The sequence below is a fragment of the Mycoplasmopsis cricetuli ATCC 35279 genome (assembly GCF_000526955.1).
In the GTDB taxonomy this organism is placed as follows: Bacteria; Bacillota_I; Bacilli_A; order Mycoplasmatales; family Metamycoplasmataceae; genus Mycoplasmopsis; species Mycoplasmopsis cricetuli.
Genome location: NZ_JAHB01000002.1, coordinates 22,288 through 40,399, shown reverse-complemented (window position 1 = coordinate 40,399; position 18,112 = coordinate 22,288). Strand labels below are relative to the sequence as shown.

Annotated in this window: 6 protein-coding genes and 1 other RNA gene; 1 reads left to right on the top strand and 6 read right to left on the bottom strand. The window is 22.8% G+C overall.

The features are described from left to right. Entirely contained in the window at positions 1–1,515 is a 1,515-nt protein-coding gene (gene treB, locus U744_RS0101085) for a PTS trehalose transporter subunit IIBC (RefSeq protein WP_025755271.1), read from the bottom strand. Positions 1,516–1,946: 431 nt separating this feature from the next. On the opposite strand from treB, the gene metK reads away from it, so the two are divergent. Beyond that, positions 1,947–3,116, top strand: a complete 1,170-nt coding sequence (metK, locus tag U744_RS0101075) for a methionine adenosyltransferase (protein WP_025755270.1) — start codon at positions 1,947–1,949, stop codon at positions 3,114–3,116. Positions 3,117–3,161: 45 nt separating this feature from the next. Here metK and U744_RS0101070 read toward each other — a convergent pair whose 3' ends face one another. The 5 genes from U744_RS0101070 to rpsO form a co-directional block, all read right to left on the bottom strand. Next, positions 3,162–15,530 carry an SGNH/GDSL hydrolase family protein gene (locus U744_RS0101070; protein WP_025755269.1) on the bottom strand — a complete coding sequence of 4,123 codons (12,369 nt, stop codon included), beginning with the start codon at positions 15,528–15,530 and terminating at the stop codon, positions 3,162–3,164. 261 nt (positions 15,531–15,791) lie between these two features. Next, positions 15,792–16,162: a transfer-messenger RNA gene (gene ssrA / locus U744_RS04575) on the bottom strand. Position 16,163: 1 nt separating this feature from the next. After that, a complete protein-coding gene (gene smpB / locus U744_RS0101065; RefSeq protein ID WP_025755268.1) occupies positions 16,164–16,604 on the bottom strand; it encodes an SsrA-binding protein in 441 nt (146 codons plus the stop codon). Between the two features lie 63 nt (positions 16,605–16,667). Then, on the bottom strand, positions 16,668–17,636 hold the full coding sequence (gene recA / locus U744_RS0101060) for a recombinase RecA (RefSeq protein WP_036431658.1): 969 nt from the start codon (positions 17,634–17,636) through the stop codon (positions 16,668–16,670). A 165-nt stretch (positions 17,637–17,801) separates the two neighbouring features. Continuing rightward, positions 17,802–18,068, bottom strand: coding sequence for a 30S ribosomal protein S15 (gene rpsO, locus U744_RS0101050; RefSeq protein ID WP_025755266.1), 267 nt, complete (start codon positions 18,066–18,068; stop codon positions 17,802–17,804). Positions 18,069–18,112: the final 44 nt, after the last annotated feature.

Genomic DNA, 18,112 nt, shown 5'->3' with positions numbered 1-18,112 from the left:
TTAAATTGGTTTTTTAGTAATTTCTTTGTTAAATAATTTAATTTTTGACAAAAAATAAGTAAATAGACCTGCAAGAACAATTGTAGCAATTGCAGCAACTGCAAATCATAAAAATCCAGTTCCAGGAAGAGTATAAACTCCACTAACTTTTGATTGTGTTTGAATTGATAAAATTCCAAACACTCCTCCTGAGCCAATTCCATTTGAGGTTACTCCAAAAATAGTTAAAAGCAAAGCTCCAACACTAGAAGCTAAAATAGCTCCGATAAATGGAAATATTTTTTTTAAGTTAATTCCATACATTGCTGGTTCTGTTACTCCAAGTCAACATGAAATAAAAGCTGGAAGCCCAAGCTCTTTTGTTTTTTTATCTTTATTGTTCATAATCACAAAAGCAAGTACTGCTGCTCCTTGAGAAATATTTGAAATAGCTAAAATAGGAAATACAAAACTTCCATTTAGTTGTGCTGTATTTTGAATCATTAAAGCATTAAGTCCATGATGTAACCCCGTTACTACAAGTGGAGCATAAATTAATCCAAATATTGGAGCGAAAATATATTTAGCAATTGAATTGGTGAGTCCTCATTTAACTGCTTCACTAATTCCATATCCAATAATATAACCAAATGGTCCAATAATTAGCATTGCAAGTGAATAACTAATCAAAATAGTTACAAGTGGAACTAGAATTTGTTTTATAAGATTTGGTGTAAATTTATTTAAATAACGCTCAATAAGAGCACCAACAAAAGCAACCCCCAATGCTGGAATCACTTGAGCTGTGTATCCAATTTTAAATGGATAAATTCAATTTCCAAATTTGAAAGTATCATTTTTAGTAATTCAGTTAAAAATTCACAAACTATTTTCAGCTGAGTTACCACTTAAAAGATACAGATTTGGTAATTCAACAAGCAAAGTTAGTCCAACAATAATTCCTAAAATTGGTGAGGATCCCATTTTTTTAAAAACAGAATAACAAATTCCAACTGGTAAATATCAAAAGATAGCTGCAGCTGGAATTCATAAAAATGAGTTTAATCCATTAAAAAAAGAAATATTATTAGCAATAACATATCCATTTCAGTTGGTTTCTAAAATATTTCTAAATCCTAAAATTAAACCTCCAGCAACAAGAGCTGGAATAATTGGAATAAAAATTTCTGAAAAATGAGTAAATATCTTTTCATATCATTTTAGATTTTGCATTGAGTTTTTTTTCAATTGCATTTTATCTTTAACTTGAATTGATTCGAAACTAGGATGTTGCTTTAAAATATTAAAATATTCAGCTACATCAGTTCCAATAATAATATGGAATTGACCTTGAGTGAAAAAAGTGCCTTTAACTTTAGATAATGATTCCAAATTGGGGATATTAACAAGTTTGTTATCTTTAAGAACCAAACGAAATCTACTAATGCAATGTGTTGCAGATTTAATATTTTCAAATCCACCAATGTTTTCTATAATAACATCAACAATTTCTTTGTTAGTTAATTTTTTTTCCATTGTTTTCCTTTCATTTTATAAAAAATGCAATTTTTCAAAAAGTTAAATTGCCCCTGAATTATAAAAAAAAAAAAAAAAAAAAAAAAAAAAAAAAAAAAAAAAAAAAAAAAAAAAAAAAAAAAAAAAAAAAAAAAAGCAAGTTTGTGGAATAAACTTTCATACTTCATAGTAATTTACTAATTTAAGAACACAACAAGTAATTTAATTGAAATTTTTTTGTACTAATTATTTTATTTTATACTTCATTTATGCTATAATAATTTTCGAAAATTAGCATACAGAAAATGGTAGCTTGACGGCTGTGACCATTGCCAACCTACTTAAATTAGGTGGATAGTTAGGGAAATAATCCAACATGCTTATTCTTATTATATTTCCTAATATCTTAGCTAATTTTAATAATAAAAATAATTAGAAAGCGAGATATTCATATGAAAAAATTATTTACAAGTGAATCAGTAGGTCGAGGTCATCCAGATAAGATTTGCGATCAAATTTCTGATGCAATTTTAGATTCATATTTAACATTTGATCCAAATGCTAAAGTAGCAATTGAAACATTGGCTTCTGGAAATATGATTGTCATTGCTGGTGAAGTAAAAACTCAAAATGATTCAATTCATTTAGATACAATTGATATTGCTAAAAATATTTTAAGTGAGCTTGGTTATTATTCTTATAAAACCAGTATTGTTGTTGATATTAAAGAACAGTCAAATGATATCAGTCAAGGAGTTGAACTTGGTAAAACAAATGGGGAAAAACTAGGAGCTGGTGATCAAGGAATTATGTTTGGTTATGCTACCAATGAAACTCCCCAATTTATGCCACTTGCTATTGTATTAGCTCATGAAATTGTTAAAACTGCTGATAAATTAAGAGAAACTGGTGAATTTAAATATGCTAAAGCTGACATGAAATCACAAGTAACTTTAGATTACACTAATCCTGAAAATATTTTTATTGATACAATTTTATTTAGCATTCAACATTCACCTGAATATAAAAAAGATATTTTTGAACAATTTATCAAAGATAAAATAATTCAAACTGTTGTAAATAAATATAATTTATCCTTTCCTCAAAAATTACTAATCAACCCAACTGGTAATTTTGTTATTGGAGGCCCAGCTAGTGATACAGGATTAACTGGAAGAAAAATAATTGTAGACACTTATGGAGGAGCATCAAGACATGGTGGTGGAGCTTTTTCGGGAAAAGATCCAACTAAAGTAGATCGCTCTGCAGCTTATGCAGCTCGATGAATTGCAAAAAATATTGTAGCAGCTAAATTAGCTGATAAAATAGAAATTCAAATTGCTTATTCTATTGGAATTGCTGAACCTGTTTCAATAATGGTTGAAACATTTAATACAAATAAAATTCCAAATGCATTAATTGAAGAAATTATTGAAAATATTTTTGATTTAACTCCCAAAGGAATTATTGATGCTCTAGAATTAAGAAGACCAATTTATTCTAAAACTTCATATTATGGTCATTTTGGACGAACTGATTTTGAATTTAGCTGAGAAAAACTCAGCAAAGTTAATGAGATTTTAGATTATGTAAAGAAACACAACATAAAAATAAAATTTTAAAATAAAAACTTCAAACTAATTAACATTTGAAGTTTTTTTATTTTTTTATTTAATTCTATCTGAAGCCCCTAAATATCCTTTTTGAAGACTTTCTAAAAGAACTCTTGTTTTAGTTTTTGCTGAATGTCTATCTTTAGGAGCACTTGTTCTATAATAAATATAAGCTAAAACTTGATCATCATAATAATTATAATTATAAGTATTTGAACTTTGATTACCTGTTACAAAGGTATCCAAACTTGAATAGCCCTTTCAACTAGAATATGTACCTATAACTGTCATGTTTCTAGAATATTTATTAACTAAAAAAGGTTTAAAAATTTTAGAATTAAAATACTGTTTTCATGATTCATTTAATCCTCTTTGCACATAAGCTTGAACTGAATCATATGTAGCATTTCAATAAACATTAATTGGGAAATCTTTAACTCCACTTAAATCATATAAAATTCATAGAATAAGAGTGTTTAAACGATATAAGGCCTTATAAGCAGGATTTGATTTAAAGTGTGTTGTGTTTCAATTTCCTTTTACTGCTTGTTTAAACATTTGTGAATAAATAGGTGAAATTATACTTTTGATTAATTCTGTAATTTCATCTTTTAAACCAAATATACTTGAATCAAATTTAACAGTTGGATTAAGTTTTTGATTTCAATAATAATCTGCTGGATTTTGTCCACCATTAGGACTAACTTGTTTTCCGGTTAAATTTAATGATAACATTTCATCTAGCAATTTATAAATTCCAGTAACCTTATTTAAAGATGAACTTTCAAATAATTGATTAATAAATTTTACATAATTATCTGAACCAATTTGAGCTGAAATTGAGCTAAAAAATCCTTTGCTTTGAAAAATTTTAGAAGTTAAAATATTTACTCGATCATCACTTAATAAAGGAGATAAAGCTGCTGCAAAAATTGCTTTATTAAGCGCTTTTTCCGGATGAGTTACTCTAGTAAAGTCAATTTCCTTGATATTTTTAAATAAGTTATTTAAAATAGTGTCAAATTCATTATTTTTGGAAAGTACAATACCTTTTAAAGCGCCTTGAGCTACTCTATACATCAATTCTAAATCTGATTTAGTATTTAATTCAAAACCACTATTTATTAAGGTTTGATGTAAAATAGCCCCAACTCCTTTTCCTAATGAAGGTTTATTCATAGCAGCATCTTTAAATCAAATTGATAATTTTGACTTAATTTCATGTTCATTTGTATTTTTAAAAAGATAATTAATTGCAGCTGATCAACTATTAAGTTTTTTGTACTCATTACCATTATCAATGAAATTGTTAACAACAATTTTTATAATATCTTTAATTTCACTTGCACTAACAATATCAACAATCATTTCTTCAATAGTTGCACCATCATATTCAACAATTGTTTTTCCAATGCCCAGTTTTTGTAAAATGATTTTAAGTTTTTCTTTGTTGTTTGTAAATGCATTCAAAATAGAAGAGATACTATCTTTAAACACTTGTTTGTTATTTGCAATTAATTCATCAGAAATAATTTTTTTTGCAAACAGATATTCAGTAGGTGATATTTTTTCAAAAAGCATTGGCATTATTTTTTGAGCAATATTTCAAATATTAACATTTGGATCTTTAAATAAATCAACAATTACATCAAGCACTTGATCTAAAACACCAATTCGATCAGTAAAGTTAAATAAGTCACTTGAAAGTAATTCAATTAGTTTATTAATATTTGAATCATTTGAAATTCCAAGATATTCAAAGAATTTAGTTAATGCTTTTTTGATTGCAGTTTGTGATTCAGTTGATGAGAAAATTTCTTTTAATAATTCTTTTAATTCATTTTTAAAAGTTTGAGCATTAGCTTCAACATTAAAATATGCTCTAAACAATCCTAAAACTTCAGTTGAATTTTGTAAGATATTTGGATTATCAATTATATAATCTATAAAATTTTTAGTGATATTAATGGTATGTTCAGAATTAATTGCTTTATTTGCAACATCAATTAAAACACTTTTACTAAATAAATTATTTTCAATTCAAGCTTGTGAATCTGGACTGATTTTGTTTCAAATCACTTCGCCTAAATTTATTTTAGTTTTAACAGTTTTTAAAACATTTAAAATAAATTGTTTTAAATCTTTTTTATTATTATTAATCAATTCTGAATTTCCTAAAATTTTAAAGATTTTTAAAATATTAGTTTCTAAATTAGTTTCATTAAAAATGCTGCTAAATTGTTTTGTAATTGTATCAAATAGTAAATTAAAGTTACCTTTATAGCCTTCTTTGCTCAAAATATCAATTATTTGATCAAGAAGCGCTTCTTTAAAATTAAATTCTTGTTCAAATTTATCAATTATAACTAAAAGTTGTTCAAAAAGTTGAGTTGGATTATCAATATTTTCTAAAATAGATTTTCATGAACTCTTTTGAATAGCATTAGTTGCAATTTTGGCTGCAAAAGTTTTCAGAGTATTATTTTTTAATACATCAGATGCAGTTGTGATTATGTTAGTTTTTAATTGATTTGTAAAAGTGCTATTGCTAAAAATATTTTTTACAAAATCATTGTAATCTGCTGAATTATTTGCAATTGTTTTGGCATTATCTAAAATACCTTCAATAGATTGATTTACTGTTGTTGCAAATGAATTAATTCCAAATAATGTTGAGATAGCTTGTGCTGTTTCATTTGCACTAACACCTAACTGAGTTAATTTGGATTCTAATTTTAAATCTGTAATTATTTTTTCAACTTTATCAGAACGATTTCCAAAAGTAAAAACAAGTGCTTTAACAAATTCTTTATAGTTTTGTTTTTCTTTTGTTAAATAATCAGACTCAAGTAATGATTTAATTAATTCAAAATGATTGTTTTTAATAATTTCAAGAATTTTATTTGGAACTAAACTAATAAACTCATCAATTGAATCACTAGTTTTTAAAACTTCAAAAATTTTGTTGTAAATAGATTCATAAATATTTGCTTTTTTAAGCAGCGGTATTAAATTCTTTAAAGTTGTACTCATAAACATTTTTTTATCAACATTATTTAAAATAACATTGTATTCTAATAATTTTTCATTAAAAATTTTAGTTATTGAATTAACAATTGCCTCCTCATTGATTAACTTTTCAATCAATGAAGAGAAATTTGTTTTTAAAACATCTAAATTATTTTCAGTTTTTAAAACAGATCAAATTAATTTTTTAACATCATTAACATCAATTAATCAATTTGTGTTATTGATTAAATTTGGAATTAATTGAGAAAAAATATTATTAATTTCTTGATATTTAAAAACATTTGTGATTAATTGAGTCAAATCCTGTTTTGCAATATATTTAAAAAGATTATTTTGTAAGTCTATTTTATCAATTTCATGATTGATAAAATTTGCTATAACTCCTTGTTTATTTAATCCATTAACTAATTGAACTAAAGTTTTAATTAATCCATTTTTGTTTGTATTAACAAAATCCAAAGCAAGTATTTTATCAGCAAATTCTTTTGGATTATTTGTAATTTTATCTTTTAGTAGTTCTTTTAATTTTTCTCCAATTTGTTTTAAATTTTCAATTGGATTTTGTTTAAATTCTTCTTTTTTAAGAACATCAAAAATAAGATCAATTGCTGGATTTAATATATCTATGGTATTGATAAAATCATTGATATTGTTTGCAAAAGTGGTAATAAATAAATTAATTTCAGTATCTTCTACATCTACTTCATAATTTTTTAAAGTTGTTTTAATAAAACTTAATAAGATATCCTTAACTTCTTGAGTGTTAAGTAATTGTTTTATCAATTCTTGAATATTTGTCTTTAAAGTATCTAAATCAATTACTTCAAGAACTTTTTGAGCAATATCCTTGTAGGATGTTACTGCATTAAATTTAGTAATATTTTCAACAATAGTTTTAAATGATTTACTTAAAATTTCCTTAAAGTTTTGATTTGAATGAACAAACTTAATCAAATTTGTAAATGAATCAATTGGAATATATTTTTCTAATTGATTGGTATTTTCAGTGCCAATTAAATTAATGACTAAATTAGCAAATTCATCAGATGGAATGTTACTAATTACATTATTGATAATTGTTAAAATATCATCTTTATTTTTAGTAAACAAATTAGAAGTTGAAAGATTTCTCACAAGTGTTGCAATTTTTGTTTCTGTATCATTTGATAGTTCATCTTTAATTGCACTAAAAATCGAACTTACAAGTGAAGAAATACCATTAAAATTAACACCATTTTCTTTTAGATAATTAACAAAAGCACTAAAAACAATATTGTTGATGCCAAGCTCTGAATCAAAAATATCATAAACACTTAAAATTCCATCAACTAAACTATTTTTATCAGTAACACCAGTAAAAATTTTCTCTAAATCAGGTTCATTTAAAAAATTAGTAATAATATTTGATAATGTTTGTCTAGTTATTGAATCTTTTAAAATAAGATTTAAAATTGCAATAGCATCAGGTTTAATTGAAGAAATAAAATTAGAGTTTGAAACAATAATTTTTATTAAATCATCATATGAATTTGCTGCTTTAAATTCATCAATATTATCAATTAAAAACTCAATTATATTCTTAGATAGTTTTTTTATTTCATCAGATTTTAAAACTTTTAAAATTAGTGTATTAACATTTTCTTCTGTTGTTTTAATTGAATTTGCAATTTTTTCTAATGGAATTAACTTAACAATTTTTTCAACATTTTCATCAATATAATATTTATCAAATAAAAACTTAATAATTGATTTTAATTCATTTTTATTTGATGTACTTCAAAGTTCTGAATTAAGTATAGCCTTAATTGATTTAAAATCACTTAAATTTAATTTATTAATAAAATCTTTTGTTAAAGATTTAAATAAATCAGTGAAATTATCATATTTTTTAATTTCTACAGCTAAAGTATCAATTAACAATGAAAAAACACTTTGAGATGGATCTTTATCATTAAAATTAATAATTAAATTTTGCAATCCTAATGCTAAATTATCACTAACATCAGTTGTGTATCCTTGATCTTTCAATCATTTATCTAACCCTTTTTGAATTAACTTAAAAGTTGAATTGTGATTTATTATTTTAATAAATAAATTGTTTAATTCATTTTTATTAATAGTTAAAATATCTGAATTTTTAAGAATGTGATATAGTAATGCTTCTTTGTCATTAATTTTATCTTTTAATTGAGAAGCATTTTCAACAAGATAATCAATTAATGTATTTGTAATTGGTTCTAAGTTATCAATAGTTAAAAGTGATTTAGTTACATCTTTTAATCCTTGTTTATCAAAATACTCAAGCACATTTGTATTTAAATTATCAATAGCACTTTCTATTAATTTATATCCTGAGCCATTTTCAATTAATTTTCTTAAAGCGAATTTAGTTATGATTTTAATAAAATTTTTATTATTAACTCATATTTTTGATGTAATTATTTTGTCAATAAATTCAATATTATTTTCTTTAAATTTAGTCTTGATTGATTCTAAAATTGGATCTAAAATTTTTTCAAATTCATTTAAAGGATTATCTGAAGTGCCAATTTTTGAAAGTGATAAAGTAAAATTATCAATAATTGAATCGTAAACACCTAAATCTTTAACTAATTGAATAATATTATCAACTACATCTGAAATAAATTGTTCTCTACCTTCATTTGAAAGTTCAGGATATTCCAACTGAACAATTTTTTCAATAAGTGCTTTAATGATGATTTTAATTCTATCATCTGAATTAATTAAATCAATCAATGATTTAATTGCTTTTTTTCCTTTGGTTGAAAAATCAAATTGTTTGACAATTGCTTTAATTAAATCATTGTAATTATTAATCTTTTCAAATTCATGTGTGCTGTTCATAAAATTATTTATTCCATCAAGAATAAATTCTTTTAAATCTTGATTTTTTAAAATTTCATAAATTAAATATTTTTGATCATCAATTGAAATATATTCATTAATTTTATCTTGAATATTTTTAGGAATAAAGTTTCAAATTTTATCAATAACACTGCTATCAGTTGATAGTTTATTGTAAATATTTTCAATGATTTTATTAAGTTTATCACTATTATCTTTAATTAAATGAGTGTTAATTAATTTAATTAATTTAATAATATTATTTTCAGCATTTTCGCCTTTAAATAAAGAGGAAATTCTATCTAAAATTTTTGGAGTTAAATCTGATAACCTCACAGCTAAATCATCATTAGCAAAATCTAATATACCTTCAAATACTTTATTAATAAGATTAAAATTATCATTTAGTTCATTAGTTAACTTGAAAAATTTAGTAAATAATTGCTCAGATTGATTTACATTTTCTAAAATTCAAGAAAAATCACTATCTTTAATTGCTTTATTTGTAATATGACCAAGTAATTTTTGAATAGTTTCATTTGCTAAAAATGATTTTAATAAAGTAGTGATTTCATTTTTAATTGAACTAATAAAATTGCTATTTTTTAAAATTTTATATGCAAATTCTTCATATGAATTAGCTTGTGATAAATTAGTGGCATTTTGAATAATAAATGAAGTTATTTTTTTTATTAAATTTATAGCATTATCTGTTTTTAATGTATTTTTAAATAAAGCATTTAAATTATCTATATCTGTTGTTTCTAAATTATAAATTTTCAAAATTTCACTTAAATTAAATTGATCAATTAATTTATCAAGTAGATCTTTTTTAGCTAATTGTTCAACAAAACTAGTTAAAATTTTCTCAAAAATCTCACTATCTTGATTAAATAATTCACTAGTTAAAAGATATTTTAAAATATTAAAATCATTAAAATCAAATGAATTTGTAAGAACTTCAGGAAGTTTTTTAATAAATTTATCTAAATCTTTTTCGCTAATAATTAAAGAAATTACATTGTCAATAATTTTATCTGTTAAATTTAAATTTTCTAAATAAGGTACAAGTGAATTAATTAAATGTGATCCGACTGTTTTTATATCTTGTTCTTCAAATGTAAATCCTTGATCTTGTGTAAATTTATAAAGAGCTTTCCCTGCTGTATTGTACAATTTGTCATTTTCAAATAATTTATAAAAAATTTCTTTTAATGGTTCTTTTAATTTTTCAATATATGAATTAAAATTATCAAGATTTAAAATTGAATTAACAAAATCCTTAGCACTATTTAAATGATTAATTCAATCTTGATTATCAATTAGTAAGTCAAAAGTATCAAATAAAATTGCTTTAAAATTTTCATTATCAGTTAATTCAATTAATAAATCAGTAATTTCATTGGCATCAACATAATTTGATGTTGGCTCTTCTAATAAAATTGTTGAAATATTAGAATTAATAATATTTGCCAAAATTCCAGATTTTTGTAATACATTATAAACAACTTTTATCAAATCTTTTAATGCTTGTTTATTATCTTTAATTCAAGATAAATTAAAAATCTTCTCTAAAAAATCCTTTGGATTATTTTTGATTTTATCAGTTAATGTTTTAAATAATTGGTCAGGAATTGTTTGCAAAACAGAGAAAGGATCAACACTAGTTGAAGCTTCATTTAACTTAACAAACAAAGCATCAACAATAGGGCCAAACAAATCTAAAGTGTCAATAGTTTCCTTTATGTTATTTGAAATATCTTCGATAAATTTTTGGTTATGATTAAGTGTTGGATCTAATTCAAGTTTTTTATATAAATTAATAAAAATATTTTTAATTAATATTTTAAATTCATCAAGTTCTAAAAGTGAATTGATCAATTCTTTTGTTGGATTTTTAATTTGATCAAAATTAATTGCATTAATTAATTTTCCTAAAAGATCATTAAATGATTTTGCATTTTTTAGTTGATCAACATTATCAACAACATCATAAAAAATTGATTTTAAAATAGTTTTGGTATTATCTAATTTAACTATTAAATTAACAAAATTTTCAAATTGATTAGTATCAAATGATAAATCAATAATTTCTTTAGTTTCTCCTGATAAAAATTTATACAATAATTTTCCAATATTTAATGTTTCTAATTTATCAACAATATTGCTAAATAAATTTTTAAAGTAATCTTTATTATCATTTATTAAATTTGAATTGGTAAATTCATTAATTAATTCAATTATTTTTTGATCACCTAAGTGTGAAAAATCAAAGGTTAATTCAATAGAATTTTGAAATGCTTTAAATATTGAATCAAATAAATTATCTAGTCCTTTAACATAAATATTATCTAAAAAACTATTACTAAAATTTTCTATAAATTGATTGATTAATTCATTTGAACTAAATAAAGTAAACAATTGTGAAACAACTTTATTTGTTTGATCTTCAGTTAAATTTTTATCCAATTTAGCTTTAACTAAATATTTGTGTAATGAAGTACTAGAAACTTGAATAACAACTTTGTTATTCATAATTGACTTAATTAAACCAATAAAATTTGGTTTTAATTGTTGAATGTAATCTTTTTCAATAATTGCTTTATTTAACAGATCCGCATAACTAGTTGAATTTGATAATTCATCAGTCTGATCAATTAAACTAACTAAAATTGTTTTAATTATATTAATAAAATCATCATTACTAATAATTTCCTTAATAAATTCTTTTGCTTCTTGGTCTTCAATTTTTAAAGGTTTAAGTAAATTAATAAGTTTTAAATCATCAATTAAAAGGTCCTTTTGTTTGCTTTGTTGAATTTGATTAATTAAACTTAAAAGGATTTCTTTTAAATTTTCTCTATCATTTGTAAATAAATTTGTTTTTAAAAGTAAATTTACAACTTCTGAACTCTCTTTGATGTTTAAATTATCAACTAATTGTTTTTCAAAAGTTTTTATAAAATCACTAAAAGTATTTATATTTTCTAGAGTTCCAAATAATGATTTTAAAATATTTTCTTTAATAATTGGATTTTTTCACAATTCTTTCAATGAAATTTGAATTGATGGAATAATGGCTTTAAGTTTATCATTATCAAGTGTAATTTCATATTTTTGTAAAATATAATTAATTGATTTAAGTGTAGTTTTTTCTAAATTGATATTATTTAAAATTTCAATAATTAAATTGTCAATTAATGGTTTAAAGGTAGTTTTAAATTCTGGATCATTAACAAGATAAATTCCAAGTTGATCAAAATTATTTATAGATGAATCTCATTTTGTTTTAGTGATAGCAAAAATTAAAACATGTTCAATTAAATTGCTAGTTGAATCTAAATTTAAGAAAACTTTAATATTATTTTTAATTTCAGTTAAATCCAAATAATTTTCAATTAATTCTGGTGCTAAAAATTGTTTGATTAATTTTGAAATTAAATCATCTGCCAAATCCTGTTTAATTAAATGTCTATAAAGTCTATGAATTAACTTTGCAAAAACTTCTTTATTTTCACTATTTTTTAAAAATTGAAGATCAAAAATACCTTTAATAAAATTAAATGGATCATTGGTTGCTTTTTTAATGATTGTATCAATTAAAATGATTGGTACTTCTTTTAATTTTTCAAAAGAGTTTTCACTTTGTTGAGCTTCTTTTAATTTACTAAAAACAGCATCTATTAATTGATCATTAATTCCTATGTAATTGACTAAATCTTTAAAACTAGATGCAAAATCATTAATAAACATTGCATTTTTACTATCAAGTGGATCTAAAGTAACATTTTTAAATAGTTCGCTAAGAGCATCAACTAAAATTGGTTGAATTTCGGTTGAATTTACAATTGAATTTAAAATATCTTGAACTTTTGTTTTAATTGAATCTAAATCGATTGAATTTAGAACTTTTTTAATTAAATCTTCTCAAGTATTGAAACTAGAATAATCTTTAGAATTATTAACAATATTTTCAATTACTTCAATAATTGTTTCTTTTGTTTTATCAAGTTTTAAAACAAAATCAAGAAGTTTTTCAAAATTATTAATACCAATAGTTAAATTAATTTGATTTGTAGTTGTACTATTTAAAGTATTAACAATTAAATTTGAAATTTTGATATTGTCTGAATTTAAAATATTTTTAATTAATTGTAAAATAAAATTTTTATTTTTTTGCAAAACATTTGAATCGAAAATTAATTTAGCAATATCAATTAATTTTTCATTACTATTGTCAAAATTTAAAAAATCATAAAAAGAATTTTGAAATGATTTAAAAAATGAATCCTTAATATTTTCATTTGAATTAATAGATAAATTATTAAAAATTCCAGTAATAAAATGTCTTAAAATACCTTTTTCAATTAATGACTTCTTAGTTAAATCTATAACATCATTAGTGAAATTATTGGTTGATTCAAAAGTAATGTTAGTATCTAATTTATTTTCTTTTAAAATTTCATAAAGAATATTTGAAACAATATTTTTAATTTCAGGATTTTCCAATAAATTAGCAATAATATTTGAAATGCTATTTGATACTTTATTGAAATCTGAAGCATTCTTCATGAATGCAACAATAATATCTGAATAGTTTTCAACATTTTCGAAATTTTCTGAATGATCTACAAAAATATTAGCAAGTAAATCTAAAATGTTTTTAAAATCTTCCATTTCAAATAATTTATTTAAAATATCACTTATTGATTTTTTATTTGAAGATAAATTAGCAAATTTAACTATTTCGTTTGTTAATAAATTAACAAAATAATTCTTATACTTTACCAAACCTCTTCTTAAAAGTGAAGATAAAAATTGTTTTAACTCATCTTTATTATTTTTAAGGAATTTAGATTTTGCAATAACACCAATAAATTTCGAAATATTTTTTTCAGTTAAAAATGTTTCTGAAATAATTGAAGGTAAATTGCTTAATTGAAACTGATTATTTTCAATTAATTTTTTAACTTTAATTTGCAAATGAAGCAATGAATCTTGAACAATCTGAGAATTTTCAAATTTAGCATTAAAATCATCAAAATTTTCCTTTGATTTTGAACTAAATAACATTTTCTTTAAAACACTATCTGGATCAAGTTCTTTATAAAATTCTTGTTGTAATAAAACTGAAATTCCAGATTGAAAAATTTCATCAAAAAAGTTTGTTAGCTCAAATAATCTTGTACCAAAATTGTTTAGATCTCTTAACTTATCTAAGTTTATTTCAATGCTAGACTTATTATTAATATATTCATCAGTATTTTGACCTAAAACAATAGTTGAAGTATTTACAGGTTCAATTTGATATGTTAGTGTATCAGCATCACTGGAGATATATTTTTCATTAAAATCAAACTTATCTGCATCTTCAAAATTAAATTTTTCATTAGTTAACTTCAAATATAAATCCATTGCCATTTTTTTATATCCAAGAGTATTTGGATGAATATCAAAAAGTAATGTTGAAAATTTAGTTATATTCTTATTTCAGTAATCATTGTTGAATAAATTAATGTAATTAATTCCAGTAATTTTAGCAACACTTTGAAGTCCCTTATTAAGAAAATCAACTAAATAATCTAAAGGTTTAATTTCAACTGATAAATCTGCAAGTATTTTTTTAAATGCAGCATCAATAAACTCTTTAATAGTTAAAAATGGAACAGGATATCCTATTAAATTAATATTTGCATTTGGTGCTAAAACTTTAATATTTGCAACTAAAGTATTAATTCTTTTATTTATTTCACTAAGAGATTTTCCTAGTACTTCATTAACAAATTTTAAAATTTTTCCATATTCAGGTTCATCTTTAGTTAATGAATTATAAATATCAATTAGATCAAATTGTTTAATATTTTCAATAACTAATTGAAAAAAATCATTAGCGCCAATATTGAAGGTTACTAAATTTGCATTTTTTAAATTATTTTTAAATTCGGCAAGAACCTTGCTAGAATTTTTTCCATAAATTTTTGGTAATTTAGTTGGTTTAATTTGACCATCAAAATCATTCTCTAAAAAGTTAAGTCAATCTAGAGCAGTTGATCCTGAAATAGCATAATTTTTAAAAAATTCCACGCGATTATTTTCATTTAACATTCTAGCTAAAAAAGCAGGGTATGAAATTCCATCAATGGTGTTATTGTTTTTTAATTCTCCAGGATAATCTTTTGGTAATGTTCCATCAAGACCGGCTGAAATTGAATCACCAAAAGCAACATATCTAATTTTTTCATTTGCTTCAATGAAAAATGGTGATTTATTTTTCAATAAATTTGGGCTAGCCAAACTAGAAAATATTGACAAATTCGAACTAGTGGAAATAAATTGATTCTCATTATGTTTTAAAACATTTGGTTTTTCTGCATTAGGATCAAATTTACTTCCTTCTTCTTTAAGCTCAATTAAAGGATCTTGTTTTTGAATTGGATTTGAAGAACCAGGGGCTGAACATGATGCTAAAAAAGATACTGATGCTGAAAGTAAAAGTATTCCAAAAAGTGATTTTTTATTTTTTATCATAATAATCTCCTTTAAAAAATATATTTTTTAAAACTTAAATTGATATTTAATATTATACAATATTAAAAATATTTGAAATTTTTTTTCAAAATAGTAATAAGCATGAAAAATTATTAAATTTCTAACAAAAAACAATTTATTTTTTAATTAAAATTTTTTTAAATTATTTTTTAAAAGGGGTATTTTTTGTTTAATATCAACTGAAATTACACAAAAAAAATTGCAATTTTTATTGCAATTTTATGGGACACAAAGTGTATTTGGTGGAGATGACGGGAGTTGAACCCGTGTCCACATATAAATAAAATTTAGCTTCTACAGTTTAGTTTATTTTTAATTAGTTAATTAATGTTTAAAACAAACAAAAATCATTAATAACTTTGATTGATTTTCACCAGTGAAATATCACCTTCACTAATTATCCTTTTAACCCATACAACTAATAAAGGAGTTTTAGTTGATGACCTTACTGTTAATTAAAATGCAAAAGCAAGGGTTTGATTTTGAGACACCATAAGAGGTGAAACTTTTTGTTTTTCAGATTTTCCGTTTATTAAAACCTAGAGTTTTTAAGGCAAACAACACCACTGCAACTAAAAAATACTCATACATGTCGAAACCATTACACCCCCATTATAAAAAATTTTTCAATTGCTTTTGAAGTTTTTTTTGAGTTTCTTCCTTTATTATTTTTTGACGCTTATCATATTTTTTTAAGCCTCTAGCTAAAGCAACTTCAACCTTAATTTTATCATTTTTTGCAAAATATAATTTAAGAGGAACTAAAGTTAACTGTTTAGATTCTAAATTAAACTTTATTTTTTTAATTTCATGTTTGTGCATTAAAAGTTTTCGATCTTGAGTTTCATCAACCTTTAAAAGCATATATTTTTTAAAATGGGCTTCTTTTAAAAAAAGTTCATCTTTATAAATTGAACAAAATGAATTTTTTAAATCAACTGCATTTGCTCTACAAGATTTAACTTCTCAACCTTGAAGTGATATTCCAGCTTCAAATTTTTCTAAAATTTCGTAATCTCTAAAAACTTTTTTGTTATTTGTAATAATTTTCATAGTATAAAAATAATTTTAGCACAATCACTTTTTTGTTTAAAAATAAGAAATTAACTTTTTTAATTAACTTAATTTTTCAATTAATTTTTGATTTAATTCAGGATTTTTAATTAAAAATTCCTTCATAGCTTTTTTACCCTGGGCAAGATTTTTATTATCAATAGAATATCAAGAACCTTTTTTAACTAAAGATCCATTTTCAACACTTAAATCAATAATTTCTCCTAGTCTATCAATTCCTCTTGAAAACATAATTTCACTTAATCCTGATTTATAAGGAGCAGATAATTTATTTTTAACAATTTTAAATTTAATTTCATTACCAATTGTATCTTTGCCTTCAGTTATCACACCTCCTTTTCGTACTTCTATTCTAATTGATGAATAAAATTTAAGTGCTCTTCCACCAGTTGTAGTTTCTGGATTACCAAAAATAACTCCAACTTTTTCTCGGATTTGATTAATAAAAATAACAGTTGTTTTATTTTTGCTTAAATTAGCAGTTAGTTTTCTTAAAGCTTTTGACATAAGGCGAGCTTGCAATCCAATTTGTTGCTCTCTCATATCACCATTTAGTTCTGCCTCTGGAACTAATGCTGCAACAGAATCAATTACAATTAAGTCAACATGACCACTTTTAGCTAAAATATCAACAATTTCTAGTGCTTGCTCTCCTGAATCTGGTTGAGAAAGTAGTAAATTATTGATATTTACTCCAATATTTTGAGCATAAACAGGATCAATTGAATGTTCTGCATCAATAAAAGCAGCAATCCCGCCTTTTTTTTGCACTTCTGCAATTGCATGAAGTGAAATAGTTGTTTTTCCACAACTTTCTGGTCCATAAATTTCAATAATTCTTCCTTTGGGAAAACCATTAATTCCTAACAATTTATCTAAAATAAAACTACCACTTGAAACAACTTCAACTTCAACATTTGGAATTTCACCTAAAATCATGATTGATTCACTTCCGAATCTTTTTTCTATTTCTTTTAATGTTTCATCAATTATTTTTTTATTTTCATTCATATGATTATTTTCCTTTCATATTTATAATTACAATAAAAAAAATCTTTGATTATTCAAAAAATAAATTAAACATTTTTTTATTTTTAACTTAATTATTATATGTATTTTGAAAAAAAGCACCACAATTAAATTGGGTGCTTATAATAAATTTGAATTTTAAAATAATTATTTACGAATATTAAGTTCTTTAAGACATCTTAAATATTCAGCTGGATTTGTTTTTTTAAGGTGTTGAAGTAAAACTTTACGTTGTGAAATTTTTGCTAAAAAACCTCTTTTTGAATGATTATCTTTTGGATTTTTTTGAAAGTGAGGTTTTAAAAGTTCAATATCCTCAGTCAAAATAGCAATTTGAACAAAACTATTTCCTGTATCTTTAGCATTTTTTCCATATTTTGCAATTAATTCAGCTTTTTTTTCTTTTGAAACCATAATTGTCTCCTTTAATTATGTTTTAAACATAGCAATAATTTTTA